Source organism: Vibrio sp. 10N.247.311.51 (assembly GCF_041467855.1).
GTDB lineage: Bacteria > Pseudomonadota > Gammaproteobacteria > Enterobacterales > Vibrionaceae > Vibrio > Vibrio coralliirubri.
This window is the reverse complement of record NZ_JBFSVK010000009.1, coordinates 156,613-177,405: the sequence shown is the minus strand read 5'-3', so window position 1 is coordinate 177,405 and position 20,793 is coordinate 156,613. Positions and strand designations below refer to the sequence as shown.

The 20,793-nt window shown below is 44.0% G+C and carries 17 protein-coding genes; 5 read left to right on the top strand and 12 right to left on the bottom strand.

All coding sequences use genetic code 11. The annotated features are described in order from the left end of the window. Positions 1–152 precede the first annotated feature (152 nt). Positions 153–653, top strand: a complete 501-nt coding sequence (locus tag AB6E85_RS11045; protein WP_372142661.1) for a nuclear transport factor 2 family protein — start codon at positions 153–155, stop codon at positions 651–653. A gap of 201 nt (positions 654–854) precedes the next feature. Next, positions 855–1,601, top strand: coding sequence for a nuclear transport factor 2 family protein (locus tag AB6E85_RS11040; RefSeq protein WP_372142660.1), 747 nt, complete (start codon positions 855–857; stop codon positions 1,599–1,601). A gap of 157 nt (positions 1,602–1,758) precedes the next feature. On the opposite strand, the gene AB6E85_RS11035 is transcribed toward AB6E85_RS11040, so the two are convergent. The 5 genes from AB6E85_RS11035 to AB6E85_RS11015 form a co-directional block, all read right to left on the bottom strand. After that, a complete protein-coding gene (locus AB6E85_RS11035) occupies positions 1,759–2,901 on the bottom strand; it encodes a diguanylate cyclase (protein WP_372142658.1) in 1,143 nt (380 codons plus the stop codon). A gap of 177 nt (positions 2,902–3,078) precedes the next feature. Then, a complete protein-coding gene (locus tag AB6E85_RS11030) occupies positions 3,079–3,456 on the bottom strand; it encodes a hypothetical protein (RefSeq protein ID WP_372142656.1) in 378 nt (125 codons plus the stop codon). Positions 3,457–3,736: 280 nt separating this feature from the next. Beyond that, complete coding sequence (locus AB6E85_RS11025; RefSeq protein WP_372142654.1) at positions 3,737–4,906, bottom strand: MFS transporter; 1,170 nt, start codon at positions 4,904–4,906, stop codon at positions 3,737–3,739. Positions 4,907–5,034: 128 nt separating this feature from the next. Beyond that, the gene (locus tag AB6E85_RS11020) at positions 5,035–5,943 is read right to left on the bottom strand and encodes a LysR family transcriptional regulator (protein WP_048609110.1); all 909 of its coding nucleotides are present in this window, start codon (positions 5,941–5,943) and stop codon (positions 5,035–5,037) included. Between the two features lie 200 nt (positions 5,944–6,143). Beyond that, positions 6,144–8,216, bottom strand: a complete 2,073-nt coding sequence (locus AB6E85_RS11015; protein ID WP_372142652.1) for an FUSC family protein — start codon at positions 8,214–8,216, stop codon at positions 6,144–6,146. Positions 8,217–8,610: 394 nt separating this feature from the next. Here AB6E85_RS11015 and AB6E85_RS11010 point away from each other — a divergent pair, with 394 nt between their 5' ends. After that, positions 8,611–9,810, top strand: coding sequence for a hypothetical protein (locus tag AB6E85_RS11010; protein ID WP_372142651.1), 1,200 nt, complete (start codon positions 8,611–8,613; stop codon positions 9,808–9,810). 60 nt (positions 9,811–9,870) lie between these two features. On the opposite strand, the gene AB6E85_RS11005 is transcribed toward AB6E85_RS11010, so the two are convergent. The 7 genes from AB6E85_RS11005 to AB6E85_RS10975 form a co-directional block, all read right to left on the bottom strand. Then, positions 9,871–10,596 (bottom strand): metallophosphoesterase, encoded by a 726-nt coding sequence (locus tag AB6E85_RS11005; RefSeq protein ID WP_372142649.1) that lies wholly within the window; start codon positions 10,594–10,596, stop codon positions 9,871–9,873. 79 nt (positions 10,597–10,675) lie between these two features. Continuing rightward, positions 10,676–11,170, bottom strand: a complete 495-nt coding sequence (locus AB6E85_RS11000; protein WP_048617387.1) for a YcxB family protein — start codon at positions 11,168–11,170, stop codon at positions 10,676–10,678. Between the two features lie 467 nt (positions 11,171–11,637). Beyond that, on the bottom strand, positions 11,638–13,632 hold the full coding sequence (locus AB6E85_RS10995; protein WP_372142647.1) for a choice-of-anchor X domain-containing protein: 1,995 nt from the start codon (positions 13,630–13,632) through the stop codon (positions 11,638–11,640). A gap of 12 nt (positions 13,633–13,644) precedes the next feature. Then, positions 13,645–15,162 carry a triacylglycerol lipase gene (locus AB6E85_RS10990; RefSeq protein ID WP_059019420.1) on the bottom strand — a complete coding sequence of 506 codons (1,518 nt, stop codon included), beginning with the start codon at positions 15,160–15,162 and terminating at the stop codon, positions 13,645–13,647. A gap of 489 nt (positions 15,163–15,651) precedes the next feature. Continuing rightward, a complete protein-coding gene (locus tag AB6E85_RS10985; protein WP_372142645.1) occupies positions 15,652–16,764 on the bottom strand; it encodes a nickel/cobalt transporter in 1,113 nt (370 codons plus the stop codon). A gap of 77 nt (positions 16,765–16,841) precedes the next feature. Then, positions 16,842–17,564: a DUF1007 family protein gene (locus AB6E85_RS10980; RefSeq protein WP_372142644.1), complete on the bottom strand. Its 723-nt coding sequence runs from the start codon at positions 17,562–17,564 to the stop codon at positions 16,842–16,844. 226 nt (positions 17,565–17,790) lie between these two features. Next, the gene (locus AB6E85_RS10975) at positions 17,791–18,288 is read right to left on the bottom strand and encodes a heme-binding protein (protein ID WP_048611549.1); all 498 of its coding nucleotides are present in this window, start codon (positions 18,286–18,288) and stop codon (positions 17,791–17,793) included. Between the two features lie 226 nt (positions 18,289–18,514). Here AB6E85_RS10975 and AB6E85_RS10970 point away from each other — a divergent pair, with 226 nt between their 5' ends. Next, on the top strand, positions 18,515–19,189 hold the full coding sequence (locus AB6E85_RS10970; RefSeq protein WP_050634514.1) for a response regulator transcription factor: 675 nt from the start codon (positions 18,515–18,517) through the stop codon (positions 19,187–19,189). Continuing rightward, positions 19,173–20,576 (top strand): cell wall metabolism sensor histidine kinase WalK, encoded by a 1,404-nt coding sequence (locus AB6E85_RS10965; RefSeq protein ID WP_172379364.1) that lies wholly within the window; start codon positions 19,173–19,175, stop codon positions 20,574–20,576. The genes AB6E85_RS10970 and AB6E85_RS10965 overlap by 17 nt, the downstream gene beginning before the upstream one ends. Positions 20,577–20,793 lie beyond the last annotated feature (217 nt).

Below are 20,793 nucleotides of genomic sequence, written 5' to 3'. Positions count from 1 at the left end.
AATGTGTTCAATTAGTGAATTTACCAAAAATTTAGCACAGCTATAGTTATCTCACCAAGGCAACAAATAGAACTGAAGTTCAAAGCATGCACAGATGGCACTTTTAATCTCCCACGCATTGAGCTTCAAAATTGACAATCAGGAGAAAGAAAATGTTAAAGAAAAATCTACTTATCGGTCTAGCGAGTCTTCTGGCTTTCTTTCAATTCACTCCAGCCTTTGCAGATGAAACAAACGCAGTCGATTCAGCAAAGACACTAGAAACGGCTCAAGCATTCTTATGGGCGGCAGGCTCAGGTGATATGGCAAAACTCGAGTCATTAATGGCCGATGATTTTGTCTGGCACAACGAAGGTGACGCCGACATCCCTTGGATCGGTAACTGGGAGTCAAAAGAAAAAGTGCTCAACACTTTCTTTCCTCGATTTGGCGCAGGTTTGAAAGTCACAAGCTGGTCAACAGACTATAGTTTTGTAAACGGCGACCAAGCAGTATTCATGGGCAGCATGAGTGCCATTGCAAATGAATCTGGTGTAGACACGGGTAAATTCAGCTGGGCGGTTCGAGTTCAGGTTGAAGATGGCAAAGTGAAGAGTTGGAACTGGTTTGAGGATAGCTACGCAGTATCTAAAGCTTATCACGCCAAACAGTAACCACAGTGGCCAATTAGGTTGTAAAAGCTCGATATTCTACAGAGGTATATCGAGCTTAACTTGGTTTTGAGTAGCGATGCGATGGTCGAGCCTATTCAACAATCCGACAGTTAAAAGGACACCTGAGACAATCTAGTTCTGAGTTTCAGTGTACGAGCCAAATAACGTACTTTGGCATTATTAAGTTTGGAGAAACTATTTATGAGCAATAAGCTAGCGAATGCAACTAATCTGTATATGGAAGGTATCCGAGATGGTCATACATTAGAGGCGGTAACGAAGTACACCGGTCAACGTTATACTCAACATAGCACTGGGGTACGCAACGGTATTGATGGTTTTGTTGAGTTCTTCGAACCCTTCTTAAAACGTTGCCCTGTTAGAGACATAAAGATCATACGCTCAATCGTCGATGGCCAATTCGTGTTTGTTCAAGCATTCCAAGATATTAATAATGGCGAATATAAGTGGGTGACTACGGATCTATTCGATACCGATAATGACGATAAAATTATTGAACATTGGGATGTGATTTCTGCCTTCGAAGCTCAACCGACGGAAGGGGAAGGTCGGCTGCAAGGGCCAATCAATCATACTGACCTAGATAAAACAGAAGAGAATAAAAACCTTATCCGTGATTTTTTATGTGATGTCATGGTACTAGGGCAGAAAGAAAAGCTATCAAAGTACCTCCAGCACGAAGAGCTAGCCGTTTATCAAGCCTCAGATGTGAGCCCTTTAGAGAGTTATATTGGTGGCTATGACCATGTGTTTAAGATTGTCGGTCAAGGTAATTTCGTAGCAGCTTACAGCCGAGTTATTGAACATGGTCTCGAGGTTGCGCGTTTTGATCTTTTCCGAGTTGAGGGCGGTCAAATTAAAGAGATATGGGTAAACCAAGAGCCCGTGCCACCAAAAGCAGAATGGGTAAACGGCGGGAAGTTCTAGAGTCGCTTTAAGGGGGTTACGCCAATAATGCTATCGCTAAAACAAACCGAAAAATGCGCATCCTTGCTAACCTTACTTGTTGTGTGTGTTTAACTTCTTGAATCTTAGCCAACATGTTTTGTGATGGAAGAATATTTACACTGTTTTACAACTCGGCTTAACGCTCAACAATGCAATCGCGCCCTTGAGATTTTGCGTCGTAGAGGGCGTTATCTGCTCTTTTAATTAATGAATTCCAGTCATCGTTTATGAGAGCTTGAGTCACGCCAATGCTGACAGTATACGTGCCAGAAGAGAGCTCTTGATTGGAGTTGTGTTTTGCGTGGTTTCTTATTCTTTCAGCTATCTGCATTGCTTGAACTTTATTCGCTCTAGGTAACATGACCACAAACTCTTCTCCACCATAGCGAAAGCAGAAATCGCTTGTGCGGCATGTATCTTCAAGAATTTGACCAAAGTGCTTAATCACATCATCTCCCTTGTCATGACCATAAGTATCATTAATTTTTTTGAAGTGATCTAGGTCGGCCATCAGTACAGAAATGTCAGTCTCTCGGCCTGGTTGAACAAGCTTGGGTATCAGCTCTGCTAAGCCTCTACGGTTATAAAGGCCGGTTTGTTCATCAGTGATCGATGAACGATAGGTCTGCTTCAACAAACGATCAGTTAAGATCCAAAACACTGAAAATACGAGGCTAACAATTGTGATTGTCATGATAACGAAAGACAATTTATGAATATCTGATATCAGGTAATAGTTCGAGTTCGTTCCTTTAGTATGAGCAAGTACGCCCCGAATTGCCATATAGAGAATGTTGATGATCAGGGTCAGGTTCAACAGGCACTTTGCTTCTCTGTTATCGTGCTTTTCCCCTGAATAGTTTGCACATAGGGCTAAGATACATATCGTCACAACGAGAATACTTCGTGCCTCGATCCTAGAAGTAACAGAAGGCGCAATTAGGGCGCTATAAAGGAAGAAGCTAATGCCAAGGGAGCTAATGATGATTGATATTACGAGAAAAGATCGACTTGCTCCTCGTAACACGGTTATGCCGACGAGTAGTAAACCAAAAGCCGTTGCGTATGCACCATTGGAAAGAAAAACGATGGATTCTGAAGATTGAGTAACGCCGAACGAAAGTGGGGTAACACTGGCTCCTAACAGCAAAGCAGCATAAGCAATATAATTCACCCCTAACGTGGTGCCTGCGAGTATATATTTATGCGTTAACAACATAGCGCTCGCAACCGTGGCTGCTAACAAAGAGGTATATATAGCTAAGGTGTGAACATCCATGAAATCACCAACAACGTAAAAAATGAACGCCTCAATTCAGTATTGCGCAATTTGTATTATGAATGTTTAGTAGTTAATCATTATTAAACCATATGCTGATGCAGATCAATTTATGCTCAGGTGCATTGGTAAGTGTCGCGCAAGGTACGAGCTATCCCAGAGCTCTTTGTTATACTTTTATTTTAAATTCTCTAAGCCCGATGTATCGACGCCTTTTAAGGTGTCCTTTGCTACGTCATCTAAATCCGTCGTGGTCGATTCTTGAGGATAACTAGCAGCGGCACCTTTACCGATCGCTGTTGCTTCTGCTTGTAGTTTTTTCCCCTCAGACTCACCCGCGATCCAGCCTTGCTTGTAGTCACTGTCTGATTCAAAACGCTTTCCATCTTTTATGTAGTTTTCGAAGCTATTACCGCTTTCTTGCATGCCGCTATGCCTACCGTCATGAAAACCTTGTATGTAAGAGGTGTTGTGACCACTCTCAATCAACGCACTATCACTTGTTCCACATCCGGACAAAATAAAAACCAATAAGATCAAAAACAGTTTATTCATGCTCAAAGCCTCGGAACTCAGTTGTCTAAATGATAAGAATAGACCAAGATCATCTCGTAAAGGCATAACCGCTCTCTAGGCGGGAAAGCTAGTTTGAGAATCATGATATTCAAAACTTGAGAGAGTCGAGTTACTACTGCCTTATTAGATCTAGAACGATAGCAAATCACTGGTCGGTAATTTGCTATCAAACACAGAGTGAATATCCGTTGTGTATATTGGAGAACTTAAACTTAAACTTAAACTTAAACTTAAAATTTAAAGATCGAGGCGAGAAGACTTATTGCTTATTTGAACGGTTAGCAATAAAACTCAATACCACGACTGCAATACTAAAGCCCACAACACCCATCCAACCCGCACGTTCAAATGCCTGAATTCCCACAAATGAACCAAACGCACCACCGAGATAGTAGCCAAGCATATAAATTCCGTTGATACGACTTTGAGCTTGTGGGTCAATTGAGAATACGCGTACTTGGTTCGATACTTGAGCGCTGAATACCCCTAGGTCAATGAGAATGATACCGACGATCAATCCAGCCAGTGTGTCAGCGAAAAGACCCGATATAACAAAACCAGCAGTAATAATAACTAACGCCATGCTGATCATGTTTCGAGAGCCAAACTTGCTCACCAGTGACCCTGAAACTTTGGCACCAATGACTCCAGCAAGTGCAATAACACCAAACATTCCTGCCTGTTGTGCATTGTAGTTAAACGGAGATTCACTGACGTGCAGAGCTAACGTTGCCCACAGCGCATTGAACGAAGCAAACCAAAGCGCGCCAGTTAAAGCGGAAGTACGCAATGTCACATGCTGCTTGATTAACGTGGCCATGCTCGCAACCAGTTTAAGGTAAGGTATTTTAGTTGTCGGCGTGTTCGTCGGTAAAAAGGCATACAGCAACACACCAAAAATCATCGCAATACTTGCTGACATCATAAATACCGCACGCCACCCAAATTGCTCACCGATGAACCCACTGAGTGTACGCGAAAGCAAGATGCCCACAGTTAGGCCTGTCATTAATGTGCCAATGACTTTCCCTTTCGTTTCAGGAGTACTTAATGACGCTGCAAATGGAATCAGTTGCTGAGTGATGTTGGCGCTCAAGCCAATCGCAAAACACGCAACAACCAGGGCTACTAAGCTAGATGCAGAAAACGCGACAAAAGATGACAACACCAACATGACAGACAAGATCGCTATTAGGCGCCTGCGGGGTAACGTGTCTCCTAATGGCGATAAGAACAGTAGTGCCACGGCATACCCAATCTGACCTGCAGCTGGCACTGCGCCTAGCTGTTCGCTTGTTAACCCTAGCTCTGCGCCGATCTTAGGGAGGATAGGTTGGTTATAATAAAGGTTCGCAGCAGTTGCCGAGACAGCGCTCGACATCAGTAATAAACGTCCTGTGCTCAACACTTCTGTAGTCGATTTTGACATGGTGACACCTTAACTTTGGTTCATCGTTTTAATGAATGATTTCGATGAGCTAAGTCTAAGGTTAGCGATTGAATAACAAAAATAACCATTTGATCTAAATTCTATACGAATTTGGTATAGATAACTTTCTAAGCCATGTTTTGTTGAATCGCCTCAATTTCACTCTGTACGACAGCAACAAATACACTGGCCGTGGGGGATAGAGTATGTGAATGGTGTGTCATGACTAATGGCATTGGTACATCCACAGATTCAAGGTTAACAAATACACAGCCCTCACTGCGTAAATCACGAATTGCATGCGGAGCGATAGAGACACCTAAGCCAGAAGATACTTGGGTTAACACAGTTTGCATGTTGTTGGGTTGTTTTTTTATATTTGGAGAGAAGCCAGATAGGTCACACTGAGTAATGATGGAGTCAAATAATCCTACCGCTTGTTCACGTTCAAATAAGATGAAAGGGTCTTGCTGAAGTTGTTTTATTTGAATGGTGGAGTGTTGCGCCAGTTCGTGGGTGACGGGCAAAACAGCAACAAGCTTATCTGTATAAATCGTCACCGAGGTGTAATCATCAACAAGCAGGTTCGGCAGTGGGCGAGAGAAGCTAATATCGATCTCTCGTTTATCCAGGGCTTCGATCTGTTCAGAAGCGGTCATCTCAACAAGATCAACATCAATATTGGGGTTTTCAGCAATATACTGTCGAACTAAACGAGGCAGAAAACTCAGAGTTGCGCCTCCAAGATAACCAATAGTTAAAGTGCCAATACAACCAGAAGAAGCTCGAATCGCGGACTGTTTGGCTTGTTCCGTTTGTTCGATGAGTTTTATCGCGTCTTTAAGTAAGTGCTGCCCTGCGGCGCTAATGACAACTTCGCGAGATGTACGGAAAAATAGGCTCACACCAAGTTCGTGTTCAAGGCTTGTGATATGGCGGCTAATGGCAGGTTGAACGGTATTCAACTCTTTTGCAGCTTTTGAAAAACTGCAATGTGTCGCGACAGCCACAAAGCTTTTTAGTACTTTGATTTCCATATAGCCTCAATATAAACCTAGGTGATAAAAAAGCGCTAACCTGCGCCTATATTGCTTTTATTATCAATCACAAAGACCTTGCTAGCAAACCTTAGGGTAATAACGCTTGCAAGGCTTTGGTCACTTGTGAAAGCGGGGCGATAATCCTACATATTCAGCTTTCAAGCTCTCTGTTTTCTCGCTTATTCGTTTTCGAGCTTTTAGTTATCAAGTTCTTCGTTGTCAAACTTTTCGTTTTCGAGATTGCGCCGAACTAAATCGTGCATTTGTTTTACTGTCATCAGCGCTAACCAGATGATTTCTTCTACCGAACGTTGCCCAGCAGCTGACATTGGATGTTGGGCTTCGGTTTGATTAGTGAGCGCGGGCAACTCATGGACGCGGTTATCACGAATGGTATTGATCAATGCATCCATCACATCATGAATCAAGCTCTCAACTTGTTGTGAGCCTTGGTATTGCGTGCCTTTCCTGACCAGCGGAATCAGCAAGCAGAGGTAATGGCTTAACAATCGATAGTGACTCAGCATATCTTCATAATAGTGAGGGTCGGCGCGAGTGTGTTTTGGCTCCTGCTGCATCTCGTTGTAAATCAGCTCAAGGTCGCTTTCTGCGGTTAGCATAGCGGCACGTTGCTTGGTTAGCGCAGTATGGTCATGTTGTTCGGTGCCAATTTGCAGCTGTTCGTAGCAATACACAAATAAGCTTTTTGAACTATTAAGCGCCTTTAACGCTTGAGTGTGGATCTCTTTGCCTCGCCATTGCGGCCATAATAAGCTATATCCGAGCAGGACAATCGCACCACCGACCAGGGTGTCGATAACGCGTGGCGCGGCAAAGTCGAGCCCTTGGTGCGCCATGGTCTGATACACCAAAATCAATAGCGCCGTAATACAGCCAATGGCTAGCGAGTAATGGCGCATAATATTAAGCATCGCGACAGGTAAGAGGATGACGATAAGCGTATACATCGCGTTCGTCGGTACACCAATGTGAATCAAAGAGGTCGCGAACAGCACACCAAGCGCTGTACCTAAACAGCGTTGCCACGTTTTACTGCGTGTCGCTAAGAAGCTTGGTTGAATTACCATTAACATCGAAATCAGAACCCAATCAGGGCGGATCAATTCGAAGTATTCCGCAATTCCAGCGCCAAGTGCGAACATTAAACCGACACGGGTAACATGACGCCATATTGGATTGGCTCGGCTTGGTAGGCGAAAAGACAGCTCGAACGGCTGCACTTCAAAAGAACGTTCATAAGCGGGCTCATTAAGCTCAATACGGCGAGAGATGTGCTTCACGGCGAATGCCCAATAACGAAAGCGGGGTTGGTCTTCGAGCTTGACCGCTTCAATCAAGTCGTCGGCTTCTTGTTGTAATGAACTTAAATGCTTCATCTCTTCGTTTGTGTTAAGCAGAAGCTGTTTGGCTTTGTGTCTTAACCTTTGCTGGCAATGTTGGCTCCATACCAATAGCAAGTCTCGTTTGTGTTTATTGGACTGAAATTGGCTTAATAGATCGGGATTTGTTGTGTGGCTGCTGATTATCACTTCAAACGTATCAAGCGCGAGGAACAAGGCTTGTCGGAGCGAGTTAGCATCTTCTTGTTTAGATCGAAAAGATTCGGATTGAAGAGCCTGTTGGAACAACTCGATGAGTTGGTATTTGATGCGTCTTTTCGGTGCATCACTTTCGCTACCTAACAAGAATGCTTGTCGATATTGGATGTAGTCTGCCAAGGTTTCGTAAATCGCGGAGACACAGACGCGCAATGCATAGTGCTTCCATAGCGCAAACCAAAGCCAGCTAAACAGCGAAAAAGTAAGGGGGCCAAGTACCAACATCGGGTACAAGCTTAACGCTGTGTTGGAGTTATGAAGCGACAGACTGACGACAGCAATCAGGAGGCTAGACATGCCGAGCCTCGCCCAGAATGGACCATTGACTGCCGCACTGGCAAGCAACGCACCCATAGCACCATAAGTCACCCATAAAGGAAGTCCGCTTTTCAGCAGAGCGTAACTGACGGCCAGAGTCATGCCCCAAGCGGTTGCGGTAATCGCAAAACGTGTCCATCTCCTTGGCCCTGCTGCGTCGAGTCCACTAATCAGGGCGGCTGGCATGGTCATCAGCGCGGTCATGGCGATAGTGGTTTGATTCGACAGCACCCCTAAACCGAGAAACAGCACAATGGCACTGGTGGCGCGAAGCCCAAGGTTAATAGAAGGGGAGTACCAGACTTTACGCAAAATGGCAGGAGAAAACGTCATAGACCCTCGTTATTTGTTTGATCTTAATGAGTGTAACGCCAAATCTGTTTCCGCGCTGGCTTCAATCACAGATTGATAAATTAAAGCACAACAAACCTTTAGGTGAAATTCGACTCACCACACCTTCCTAGCGTTTCCTAGCTGAGTCAGTTGGCTCTATGCGCAAACAGAAGCTACATTTGATTTTATAGCTCAAACTTTTTAGCCACAGAAAAGACGGATATCGAACAATATGGTGGGCGATTACTGATCACCCCGAGAGGTAAAGATAAAGAGTCCACCAATACGTTTCGAGGCTCTTTTCGCGTTTTACAATCCTTCATATCAGCCTCTTTTGTGTGTAAATATTCAACTTGCTAAACGATCTTAAATGGATGAACAAGGACAGTGAATCATGCCAGATATTTTGAACAACTCTTTGGAAATAACAGGTGACCCGATAGACGAAAAACAACTTTTCTTTCTTAGGTTTTTTAGTGAAGTAAGCATCGATGACACAGTAAAAACACCTGAACAAATCAGAAAAAATAGAAAGGTGCTGAACAAAGTCAGAAAAATAACGAATGAGGTGAAGGATCTCTCAAAGTCGAATGATAGTGATAATGGGCAAGCGGTAGGTGACACGTCAAATGAGATCTTCGCTCAGGTAAACAGGACGGTTCAAGGCGTTCCTGGATTGGAGTTATTACCTTCAAACGTATTCACCGAGATGAAACCTTTGATCTTTGACTTAGTCAGCGATGTTTGGGAAGAATTTGCTCCTTTCATTAAAGACACCAAAGGGATAGTTCAAGGCGCATATAAAGGCCTGAAGGGCGTTTCACTCTATAAGAAAGCGACCAAGGTGATATCAGTAGCGGATAGCCAAGGGCAGATGACGCTGAGAGTGGTGAGAAGAAAAATTAAAGCGACAGCCTTAGAAGACGGGTTGTTGGAGTTTTCTTTTAATTCCGCAACGTTAGTGGTCAATATCGTTTCTTTGGGTACTGCCTCACCAGCGACAGCCATAGCAAGAGCGGCGAAGTCGATTTGTCAGTGGTGCGTTAATTACATTTACAGAAAGATTACTATCGCCCGATACAAAGCTTTCCAAAAAGAATGCCTGAGAATGTATCTGAACAAGAGCACGATCACTGGCCTAGCTTGCTGTACGTTTTTCAACAAGAGCATCCAAGATATACCGGTTGTCGCGATGATGTGGATTCTACATCCTCTGGTCAGCTCCAAAGAGGAGGTGCTCATTGGCGTGCTGGATCTGCCAGCTTATAAGAAACGTTCGCTTATGAAAAAGCACATGAGAAAGCTCAAATATAAGTTTAAGAAGGAGCCCGATAAGTTTGCGACCTATGCTCCAGGTAGTGAACTTGCAGGTAAGATTTACAAGTCTTACGAAAAAACCAGAAAATTCGCCCGCAAATACATCACTAAGTCGGGTATAGAATTCGTAACTATGGACACCATCTATGTGGCTTACTTAGCTCAAATTAAAGATGGCGTGAGTTATCTCAATACATCAAAAGACGAGTTCGACAAAGCGCTAAGCAAAAAAGACAAGTTGAAAGGTAAACTCAAAGAAGTAAAAGAATATTTGTAGCGGAGCACCAAGTTCGCGGAGTATTAAGTTAGCAGCGCAGCAAGGTTAAAGCTAGCATCCTCAAAGGTAGACAGCTTGATAGTCGATGGAATCAGTCGACAACGAGATTCGACTTAATCCTACCTTCTCGCTGCGATTGTATTCATTGATCGAGTGGTCAAAGCCATAGGCTGTCGACGGGGCCATATATTGGGTGATGCCTTGTTGTGTCGCCGTTATTCCATCATGGCCATGACCGCAGATCACATAACGAACACGATATTTTCGAAGTACGCCCATCACATCAGCATCGTTCTCTAGACGTATTGCTTTCATCCAATCTGCACCGACTGGAATGACAGGGTGGTGAACAACCACGATAGGATCATTGGCCTTTCTCAATTGTTGTTTTAGCTGAGCCATGCCGCGGTTATCAATACGCCCTGAACCAAGTGGATGTTGTTTATCAAGTGGCTTGAAACTTGAGTCTAGGAACACAAACTCTCGTTCACAGATGGTGGCTTTATCGGTGACACAAATCGTCGAGCCTTTGAGCTCAGTGCGCATTAAGCGAGAGTCATCATGATTGCCCGCAATCGCATAAATGGATTGGTCGCTAATGTGTTGCCTAATGAACGCCTCTAATCGAACGTAGTCGCCAGATTTTGGATTACAACAAATATCACCAGTCAGAAAGATGGTCTTGCATGCCGTGTCTTTGCTGACGTATTCCAGTGCTCTGCGCAGGTTCTCATAGCTGGAATCATCGGAAAGGTGGCAATCACTGATTTGGTACACGGTATTCATTGTTATGGTCCGGTCATTCGATACATTGAATTAAAGGTGGTAGAAAAATGCCTGCTAAGTCAGCAGGCATTTATTGGTGTTATTTCGCTTTTGATGCGGCATGGTGTTCAATCATAAACGCAATGGCTTCATCGCTTAAACAAGATTTACTCACATATTGGCGCTGTTTACCGATATGCAGGATAAAACCAAGATCGGTCTGCTCAAGTTGGTCGATGTCACTCCACGCGATAGCGTTGGTCGCTTTGTGGTTTTTGTAACTTACTCCGTTAGCATCACCTTGAAAGACGATTTTGCTGCCTGCGCCTGAGCTGATCTTTTGTCGCCATAACCACCAGGTTCTTTTGCAGTACACACTGAATGCTTCAATCACACTCAAAACAATAAAGAACCAGCCAACATAGCCGTTAGGTAATAGTTCAAACTCCAGTAGAACCACACCAAAAATAAGAAACAGTATTCCTTTTAAGTAGGCTTTTGGAAATTGAGTCGGAAGACTAGTTTGATCATAACACTCCGCGAAAAACGTCTTGTCGAGTTTGTATTCTGTAGTGAAACCGGGTTCTTTAGACATGTGAGGCTACTTTAATGCTTCTTGTTAATGGGCTTTCTTTGAATTGGTATTTCATGCTGCGATCTAGCAACTCGAGCATTGTATCGCTTCTCACTGTTTTTATTTAGATATTTTGGCTCTGTTTTGTAAATCGATGATACTTAACGGGTCTATTCTAACTTTAGCTATCAGACTAGTGTAGGGGCATCTTTAAAGTCACCTAAAAATTTGGTGATGGGATGGATAGATCTGTGGAGTCACCCGGTTGTTGGGACTACTGGCCTTTTTGGATAAAACTTCGATCTCATTTTGTTGGTTGATGGAGTCTATAGTGATTAGCGTGCTTTATCACTACTGTTGAGGGGCTGGTATAGCCTGCTCTAACAGAATAAACATATGAAGCTTGCAAAGTTCATCACTGTTCACTCTGAGAGGCCATGCCCAAAGCGATACCTTGGGCATGGCCTTATTCTATTTCAGTTTTAGGATCAGTACTCGATGAATAATGACACCTGCTTAACGTTAATGAAGAAACTTCTTTCATAGGGAGAAGAGGTAAGAGCAATATCTAGTTTGTTCAACCCAGACACTCTCTTCTCATTTAATGCTTCTAATAGTTTAGAGTTGGTAAACCTAAGCGTTTGACCTGCTTCTACGTTGTTGAATGTAGTGAGTGGATTACTCCATGCTGCACATATTGTAAAAGACTCACAGAACGTGTCGTAATCCAGTGTGTTTGGAGACCAAGTTTGATTAACGATATGCGCAGTTACATTGTTGAATGGAAATTGAAGAGTTGAATCTCCGAAATCAACAATAAGCGTTGCCTGTTTAATTTTCCCTCGAACCTCACTTAAGTCAAAACTCGCTAGTGTTTCGTAGTCGTATGGGATTGAAGCCCCCGCTCTTAAGTAACCACCGACACGATGTTGCGTGACTTGTGTTGCCGGGGTTGCTTGCCAGTTTTCTCTTTCCAAACCGAATAGGTTAGAGGGGAGGGTCACATTCACTGGCGGACTGAAATCAGAGGCTTGGTATGGTGGAGTTTGACCGAGAACTCCTTGTCGATAGGAGTCAACGCCACTGTAGATTAGCAGTGCGTTCAGTTCATAAGGACCATCGGCTTGCTTAAACGTGTTACCAGGAACGGTAAACTTGATGGTGTTTTCGCCAGCCTCAAGCGGTTCTTGGAAACTCACTAGCTCTAAATACTCTCCGGCTGCACCAACGATATTTACCGAACCTGTGTAAGTTCCACTGCGCGTAACATGGATAGGAAACTCAAAACTCAGCGAATCAATGTAGGTTCCATCTTGCGACATAGTCGGTGTGGTGACTAAACTCCCAGTGACTTCAATCGGTTCGCGGCAACGCTCAAAAGATGCTAAATCAATAAATTCTTCAAACTGAATTCGAGGGGCTGAAATTCGTATGTCATCTTGAGTGATTGCGTAGATGATCGTCGGGTTGGAGGTCAAAGTAGACGCTGAATCAAACGCGCCAAAAATATCTTCAGTTGAGTACTGTAGAGTGACGATTTGCTTCGCAGGTTTGAGTTGCAGACGTTTGCTTGTGTTCAGCTCGTCAATTCCATCGGTGAGGTAACCATGAATGGCAAAATCCCCCGCGGATTTAACATCAAGTTCCAAGCGCTGCTCTAAGGCAATAACACAGCCTTCAGAGGAAAACAGTGGAGCGAGTGAGAGGCTGACAAATTCAATGTCAGAGGGTAGTACGTGGATTTTTTTACTTGTCTGGCGAGTGATAGTTGTTCCATATTCTTCAAAAGACGTTATGCCTTCAATTAGATAATCCCCTTCAGCGGGTGGAACGAAAATATTGCTGTAGACACCATCTTTAGCAATAGCATCGAAATTGACACCCTCATCTTTAAGCGTCAGGCGTGTTTTTATTCCAGCTTCATCAATGATCACTGCGCTGGTTTGGGCACCTGTGATTGGATTCCCTTTGTTTGTCAGTAATGCAGAAACGGGAACTGGTTCACCGACCACAAATTGGTTTGCAGCTATCGCCATGCCAAACGCAATTGGGGATTGGATCGCAACCTGAGCAATAATTACTGTGTTGTAACTTGGGTTTGGAAAATCAACGACGATCTTCCATTCGCCAGGTTCAGGGTTAGTTACTTCAGGCAAAAATAAATAGCTGCCCGGTAGCGGCGGACTTTGTGTGTCACCTGAAAGTATGTTCGCTTGCACATCATTGGATGATGTTGCGACTTGCCCGTTAGGCTTGACTAAATATACGGTTGCATCATCCAACGGCACGATGATTTCTGCTTTTAGGGCTTCCGCTTTGTCGATGGTAAATAGCATTGTGACTTCGTTATCGTTACTAGTCACTGGTTGAGATAGTGTCGTGCTTGTACTCATCCCAACGGGTATTGCATTACTGGCGATAGCCGGTGTGATGAAGGTACAGAAAAGACTGAACACCATCACTAATTGCTTGATGAATTTCATTGTGGCCACTCCTTAGCGCATTGAAATAATTTGTTGTAGAAAACGTTCAACGTTTTGTCCCGTTTTCATTGTTGAGTGGTTAGCCAATACGTTACCCAATGCATTGGTATAACTTGGGTTAGCGCTTGCCAAGGTCACAACAACATCATTTTCTTGCGGTACTGTTTGAATGGCTTGGTAACTGACTATGGTGATTGGATGAGCTTGTGGTCCATACACACTTGGCATTGTGACCGATTGAGTTTGAGTATCGAGGTAGGCCGCAGAACTAAAGCTTCTTAGCGCCTGCCAAGCGGTAACGCCTGCCCAACGCGATCCCCATGGGAATAGGCCAACGATATCAGGATCTTTCTCAATAACACCGTCTTGGTTGAGATCGGCATTTGCCCCAATAGAAAATGTATTTGCAATATTGCCGCGAGTACGCATTTGGATCGCGTTTGATGCTGTATCCGTTGTTAGATCACGGATACCAGGCATTTTAGGACCCGCAAACGGAATATTTGGGAGTTGCATGTACTTGCCAGCGTAATTATTTGGATCGGTACTGACGTTACTGTAGATATCGGCGTAGTGGTCCATTTTTATCACCGACAAATCTGCTGCGACGCTACCAAGGTGAGGTGTGGAGAAAGTAGAAAGGGAGGTTATCTCAAAGGAAGGGCTAAGTGCTTTGAGGTTTTGGGTATCTAGCCCGCCTTTACTGTGTGCAATGACGTGAACTTTGTCGGATTTCAACTCACCGAGAAAACCCTGAATTTTGTTGTTCAAGATATTAGCGTTAGTCGCTGTGGTTCCATTTTTGTCAGCAGAGAAACGAGTATAACGAATGCCATAGTCATCAAGTGTAGAAAGCACGCCTGGAGCCGTATCATCATCCCAAGTGTCTGATTGTGCAGCAATGCCATGAGCAAGAATCACAGGAATGGCAACATCAAACTCGATTGAGACCCAATCGACAGACATACACCAGTTGTCTCCCGTATTGCCAGTATCAATATCGACGCGAATCTCATTGTTTTGGCCGAACTTGATATCACTGATATCGACTTGAAGGTTAGTATCCGTCCAACGGTTATCAGTGCCTTGCAGCGTACCTAAAGACTTTCCGTTAAAAGATACGATATCTATTTCTGGAGCAATATTACTGACGTTGGCATTGGAGTCTATGTCGAAGACCGGCATGCTGATCCTTGCGTTAGAACCGATAACGCCTTTTTGCTGCATATCGCCCAGTTTACTCGGAGCAATTCTCCCGTCACTTTGTAAAACGTTGGGGCTGACGACCATAGGAACAGGTAAAGAGATAAGTAGAGGTCCGCCAGAAGCATAGGTACAACCGGTATCCAGACCAGGACCCGAATTCACAACATAAACGCCGAGTTCTTCTTGCGGTGGGGCTATCCCAGAGCTTTGTGAGCGCATCGAAAAATTACGCAATTCGTATGAATCAGGTATATCTTCGGCACTCGCGAAACTCGGAGAAAGTAACAAAACACTGAGCGTGGCGCTCGGAATGTATAGTTTCATTTGTTTACCTTTGAGTATAGGTTATCCAAGAATTTGGTTGAAGAAAGCTCTATCTGTAGTTGTAAGGTAAAGGCTTGGAGTTTGATGTGAAATTTATTGGGTATAATTTCGGCTTGTTACTCAATTGATAAAACTGCTGCTCTATTTTTTTTCAAAATAGGAAGAGTGCGATCGCAGTTTCTGGATTGCGGAAGTTATGTCCTTATTTTCAAAAGGAGGGGGATAGTGCTCTAATATTGTTAGAACAATCTAAGTTAGTTTATGAAAGAGTAGCTAAGAATAGGAAAATCAAAGTTGGATGTAGGTTTGTTACAGAACTACATAGAGCGCGCTGTTCTGAATGGCTGACTACTAACCTAACTGGCTGTGCAAAGTTAGGTTAGTAGAAATTATGTGGCTGTTAATTCAGATTTGAGAGATAAGGGCTAGTGTTTTTTAGTAAAAATGGTAAAGGTCGCAATAAACTGAGGTTTGTTATTACATCGTTCGCTACATAGTGAAAACAGGCGACATACCGCTGTCTTGTCCACTCATTAGCAACAAGCCAATCAACACAAGTAGAATGCCACCGAAAAGCTGAAGATAGTGACCTGCGACTTTCAATGATTCACTACTGTTCTTGTTACCCGCTGCCAAATAGCGCTTCACTAGATGTTTACCTGTTAGCGTCATCATTGCAATTAATGAGGTTGTTAATGCTGTGCCTACGGCCATCGCAAAGGCACTCAGAACGCCCATCCAATATAGGCCAACCATGTTTGCGAAAAGCAGAACCATGATTGCTCCGGTGCATGGCCTGATACCAATCGTCACGATGATTCCCGCATATTCTCGGAGCGTTGAGGCTTTGTTGATTGCATCTGCATCGGCTACATGCTGGTGGCCGCACCCACAGTCGGCATGAGAATGATCTGCATGAGTGTGGTCAGCGGCTTGCAATGCATTGGTAGCGCCCATAACCATTGAACCAGATGAACGAAGCGCCATTGGCGTACGAACTGGCACTGACGAGCGAACTGACACTGACGAAGCTGTGCCTGTTGCTAATGGAGTGATGGCTTTCACTCTCAGAGTTGGTTGCGGTTTACGCATCGTTGAGTGGATGTTTTTCAGAGCTTTCCAGCAAATCAACGCACCTACCACGGCCACTAATGCAAAGCTTAATGAAACAAACATATTCGCTTTGTCATTCACGACTCGCATGGAAGCACTAAAGCCCCACAGCAACACGCTTACTAGTAAGATTGCGACCAGTGCTTGTAAAAAAGCGGAGACGACCGTAAGTACCAAACTCGCTTTTGCTTTGGTTGGGTGAGTGGCTAAGTAGGTAGATACAATAACCTTGCCGTGCCCAGGCCCCAGAGAGTGGAGCATGCCGTAGATAAAGCTGAATCCGATAAGGTAACTGCCTGCGCCCCAAGGATTAGATTTGGCTTCATAGAGTAGGTCGGCTAGCTCTGAATTGACTTCTCTTTGCCATTGGATGCTAGAGATAACTAACGATGGCCACATGGACCACACTTGATATGCACCGACAGCAATAAGCAATAAAGCTCCGGCGCCAATAAGGTAATAGTTTGTTTTAAGTTGATTTGTCTGCATTTCACAAGAACCTATATCAGATATTTTTCTCTAAATGAATTGAGAAGCTTACGTAATGGCGATAAAGAGTCACTTTATTAGGATGCAGGAACTGCTGCACAATGAAGCTCAACCGATTGTGTAAACAGTTGGCCTAACGTGTTATCTGGGTCAGCATCGGCTGGTAAAGACATCGCATAACTCATCTGTTCTGGCGTCGGGTTGGGCTCGATTAACTCCAACTGACATTGTCTCGCTAGTTCAAGTGACAAGGTCACGTCTCTATTGGATAGCCACGACATGTCGACGAAGTAACTAGGGTCAAAAATGAGTACGCGAAGCGAGTCTCGTGTCACTGGTTTAGGTTTAGAAAGTGGTAGGTCAAATGTTAGAACCATTTTGGCTTTATCACGCTCAAACTTGGCGTGTTCAGCAACCTGATATTTGATGGGCTCTTCACCATCATAAAAGTACGTGAAGTAGTGCTCATACTTCATGTTTTCAATAACAGACGCAGCGAGCTTTTTGAATGTTTCAGCTTCTGTATCGGCAGAGACATCTTCTCCATCCAACATGTACATGGAGGTCATTGCATCAAAAGACCACTCCATAGAGAGACCGGTGATCATGCCATTCTCTCCCTCAATATGAGTTTTCATCTCTATCCAAGAGTGAGGGTGGGCATATAGATTTGGCGTAAAAAACAGTAATACTAGGCCAAAAGGCAAACCCTTTAGAGAACGACAGCATGTCGAAAAACGGCTTACATAGCGTGTGGAGAAACGATTGATGACATCGATTAGAATAAATAGCTGTTTCATGAGAGCGAATAGTTATTAAGTGTAATGTTATAATATAACAATTGAGTGAGTTGTTCACATCAAATTTGTGTCATGTTTTGCCTGTTTACGTTTCTATTATCGGTTCCAATTCGGAGTTGCTTTTATTCGCAACTGCTTTAATTTGCAGCAATGCCCCGCAAGTGCGAGGCATTTATTGTTGGGGCAAGCAAGGGTATGACCAAATTAGGCGAGTGAATGGACTTGCTTAGAAGAACTTCTTAATCGCTTTTTCAGCACACGCCACATCTAGGTGACCTCCTGGCGCACCACCCACACCAATCGCACCAATCATGGCATTGTTCAGTTGTACCGGAACACCGCCAGCTAAGAACAGCAAGTTGTCATCCATATTTTGTAATGGTTGCATGATTGGCTTTTCTGCAATGAGCTTCATCAGATTACCTGACGGCTGCTTCATGCTAGTGACAGTAAAAGCTTTCTTGCGTGAGCTATCAAGCGTGTGGATACCTGCGCCATCTGAGCGAAGTTGCGCAATCACATTCCCTGATAAACCGACGACCGTAGCAGACACCTTGTAACCATCAGCCTCACATTGGCTAACCGCTTCATGAGCAAGCTTGAATGCCGCTTCTGATGAGATCTGTGTGAAAGAGACCGTTTGTGTTTCTGCTGCCATTGCGTTGTGAGAAAGGCTAAGGAAACCAAGAGTTGCTGCTAGTACAGTTAGTTTTGTCATTTTCATGTTTACTCCGTTAAATCATCTGTTTTCAAAAAGAATCTGTTTTCAAATTCCGAACTCTATTTTTTGTTTGTTTAGAAAGGGTGTTTTTATTCAACAGGTTCATACTAACGAACACATGATTACGAGGAGCTTTCTCGAACATTACAAAGTTGCAATGTTGGTTATATTCGAGAAAGGATATTGATAGAGTGTGTTTAGACCACGGCTAACAGATAAACGGACGTTAATGAAAATACTATTGATTGAGGATGACATTCATATCGCGAGATTTTTGGTGAATGGTTTTCAGCAAGAAGGGATAACGGTGACGCACGCAACAGATGGTGTTGATGGATTACACGAGGCCGTAACCGAAGAGTATGACGTGATCATTCTCGATATCATGTTGCCAAAGAAAGATGGGTTTGAAGTGTTGGCTGAACTCAGAGGGCAAGGTTACGCGACGCCTGTCATCATATTAAGTGCCAAACACTCAGTGGAAGAACGAGTGCAAGGGCTACAGTCAGGTGCTGATGATTATTTGGTAAAACCTTTTGCGTTTCCTGAGTTATTGGCTCGTTGCCAAACCTTGGTACGCCGAGGAAAGCAACCCACGCCTCAAGCATTAGAATTGCATTACGGCCCACTTAGCCTAGACCTACTTAAACACACGCTACAAAGAGAGCAACAAACGATCACCATTAATCAACGCGAGTTTATGTTGATGAAATTATTGCTCGAAAACCGAGAGGCTGTGATGTCGAAAACCGCGATTCTTGAGCATGTTTGGGGGCATCAGTTTGATCCGCAAACCAACGTGGTCGATGTTTTGGTTTGTAGGCTTCGCAGCAAAGTTGATAAGGGTTTTTCTAAGCCATTAATTCACACACTTCGAGGTGTTGGCTATGTCCTCAAGTCGTAGTATTGAACAGGCGCTTGCTAAAACGCAGAGACATTTGTTGGTTCGCTTTATGTCGGCCTTACTGCTCTGCTTGCTGCTGGTGGAACTGATTGTTGGGGCTATCTTCTTTTTCGACCTTTACCAAACGGAAAAGAAGATCCTTACGTCTATGTCGACCGAGTATCAGCGTATTTTGACTTACGATTCGAGTGAGCGATTGATTCATGTTTTAGAGGCGAATCCTCATCGGCTACTCGAAAACAACATTGCGGCGTATAAGCTTGAGAAGGGCGCTTCATCTGATGGCGTGTTTATCGCTGGTGTTCAACATTTATCGACAGAACAGCCTTTTTCTAGCTACCAAATTGATGACAATCGTTCATGGCTGGAGAGCTTCATCTTGAGTCCCTATATGTCGTTGCCTATTGAAGGGGAGCAGTATGATTTCTGGTTGGTTTTGGATAACCGAGCAAGAGACTTTATCGCGTACAATCAATGGCTAATGACTTTATATGCGTTGCTTGCTCTCGTGGCTGTGACCGCAGTTTTTACTCGTAACATTATCCAGAGTGCGATGTCTCCGTTAGTGACCTTTGGCGACCTGCTCGATAAGCTGAAAAAAGGGCAGTTAGAATTTCCTAGCGCTAGCACTAAAAATGAAGCCGAATCTGATTTACCGCAAGGGCTCAATGTGATCAGTTCTAGTGTCCATACTGCGGTTGCCAAGTTACAGCACGTGACGACAACCTTGAATACGACCGTCGATGCGATCGCTCATGATATTCGAACTCCTTTGTCGCGTATTACGTTAGCCTCCCAAACGGCATTGCTCAATAACGCCGACCAACAAGCGATGAAAGACGCATTGGCAGATTGTTCTGAACACGCCATGCAGGCAAGCAATATGTTAACCGCCTTGATGAAGCTGAACGACGAGCTGACTGGAAAGCGCATACCACAGAAAGTGCCGACTCAGGTCTCTGATGTGATTGCCAATGTGGTGAGCTGGTATGAAGATGTCGCAGAAGATAAACAAGTTGAGCTTGAGGTTGAGAGCGCTGATGCTCTTGTTATTCAGTCAGATCCTGACAAATTGACTCAGGTGTTGGTTAACCTTGTTGATAACGCGATTAAGTACACCGAGCCCGAAGGAAGAGTGACGGTCAAAGCCGAGCAAAGTTCAGAGGGTAAGATCGCGATAACCATCCAAGATACTGGTGTTGGCATTGAACAGAAATATCAGGATTTGATTTTTGAACGACTTTACCGAGTCGACAGCAGCCGCAGCAATATCGAGGGGTATGGTCTTGGGTTATCTTTAGCGCTTGCCATGGTCGAGAATCTAGAAGGAACGCTAGTCGTTGAATCTGAACTGGGTGTGGGGAGTACTTTTACTCTTTCGTTGTAACAACGATTTATATCGTCACTTCTGCCTTTGAAATTCCAGCTCGCAGGTACAAAGAATGCCCCGCACTAGTGGGGCATTCTTGTTTTTGGGGAAGGGAGGCTCTCCGTGAACAGGTTTGGGAGGTAGAGTAACCTGCGCCAACCCTATTGGCTGCTTGTAGCTTTTGATCTTAGTTATCGATCCAGTAAATCTTATTTTTCACATGATAGTTGTTGGC

What these genes read in the sequence shown, in the direction of transcription:
- AB6E85_RS11045 (WP_372142661.1), top strand. Translation starts at nt 153, where the DNA reads ATGTTAAAGAAAAATCTACTTATCGGTCTAGCGAGTCTTCTGGCTTTC.
- AB6E85_RS11010 (WP_372142651.1), top strand. Translation starts at nt 8,611, where the DNA reads ATGCCAGATATTTTGAACAACTCTTTGGAAATAACAGGTGACCCGATA.
- AB6E85_RS10965 (WP_172379364.1), top strand. Translation starts at nt 19,173, where the DNA reads ATGTCCTCAAGTCGTAGTATTGAACAGGCGCTTGCTAAAACGCAGAGA.
- AB6E85_RS10980 (WP_372142644.1), bottom strand. Translation starts at nt 17,564, where the DNA reads ATGAAACAGCTATTTATTCTAATCGATGTCATCAATCGTTTCTCCACA.
- AB6E85_RS11025 (WP_372142654.1), bottom strand. Translation starts at nt 4,906, where the DNA reads ATGTCAAAATCGACTACAGAAGTGTTGAGCACAGGACGTTTATTACTG.
- AB6E85_RS11005 (WP_372142649.1), bottom strand. Translation starts at nt 10,596, where the DNA reads ATGAATACCGTGTACCAAATCAGTGATTGCCACCTTTCCGATGATTCC.
- AB6E85_RS10975 (WP_048611549.1), bottom strand. Translation starts at nt 18,288, where the DNA reads ATGAAAATGACAAAACTAACTGTACTAGCAGCAACTCTTGGTTTCCTT.
- AB6E85_RS11035 (WP_372142658.1), bottom strand. Translation starts at nt 2,901, where the DNA reads ATGGATGTTCACACCTTAGCTATATATACCTCTTTGTTAGCAGCCACG.
- AB6E85_RS11015 (WP_372142652.1), bottom strand. Translation starts at nt 8,216, where the DNA reads ATGACGTTTTCTCCTGCCATTTTGCGTAAAGTCTGGTACTCCCCTTCT.
- AB6E85_RS11040 (WP_372142660.1), top strand. Translation starts at nt 855, where the DNA reads ATGAGCAATAAGCTAGCGAATGCAACTAATCTGTATATGGAAGGTATC.
- AB6E85_RS10970 (WP_050634514.1), top strand. Translation starts at nt 18,515, where the DNA reads ATGAAAATACTATTGATTGAGGATGACATTCATATCGCGAGATTTTTG.
- AB6E85_RS11000 (WP_048617387.1), bottom strand. Translation starts at nt 11,170, where the DNA reads ATGTCTAAAGAACCCGGTTTCACTACAGAATACAAACTCGACAAGACG.
- AB6E85_RS11020 (WP_048609110.1), bottom strand. Translation starts at nt 5,943, where the DNA reads ATGGAAATCAAAGTACTAAAAAGCTTTGTGGCTGTCGCGACACATTGC.
- AB6E85_RS10995 (WP_372142647.1), bottom strand. Translation starts at nt 13,632, where the DNA reads ATGAAATTCATCAAGCAATTAGTGATGGTGTTCAGTCTTTTCTGTACC.
- AB6E85_RS10985 (WP_372142645.1), bottom strand. Translation starts at nt 16,764, where the DNA reads ATGCAGACAAATCAACTTAAAACAAACTATTACCTTATTGGCGCCGGA.
- AB6E85_RS10990 (WP_059019420.1), bottom strand. Translation starts at nt 15,162, where the DNA reads ATGAAACTATACATTCCGAGCGCCACGCTCAGTGTTTTGTTACTTTCT.
- AB6E85_RS11030 (WP_372142656.1), bottom strand. Translation starts at nt 3,456, where the DNA reads ATGAATAAACTGTTTTTGATCTTATTGGTTTTTATTTTGTCCGGATGT.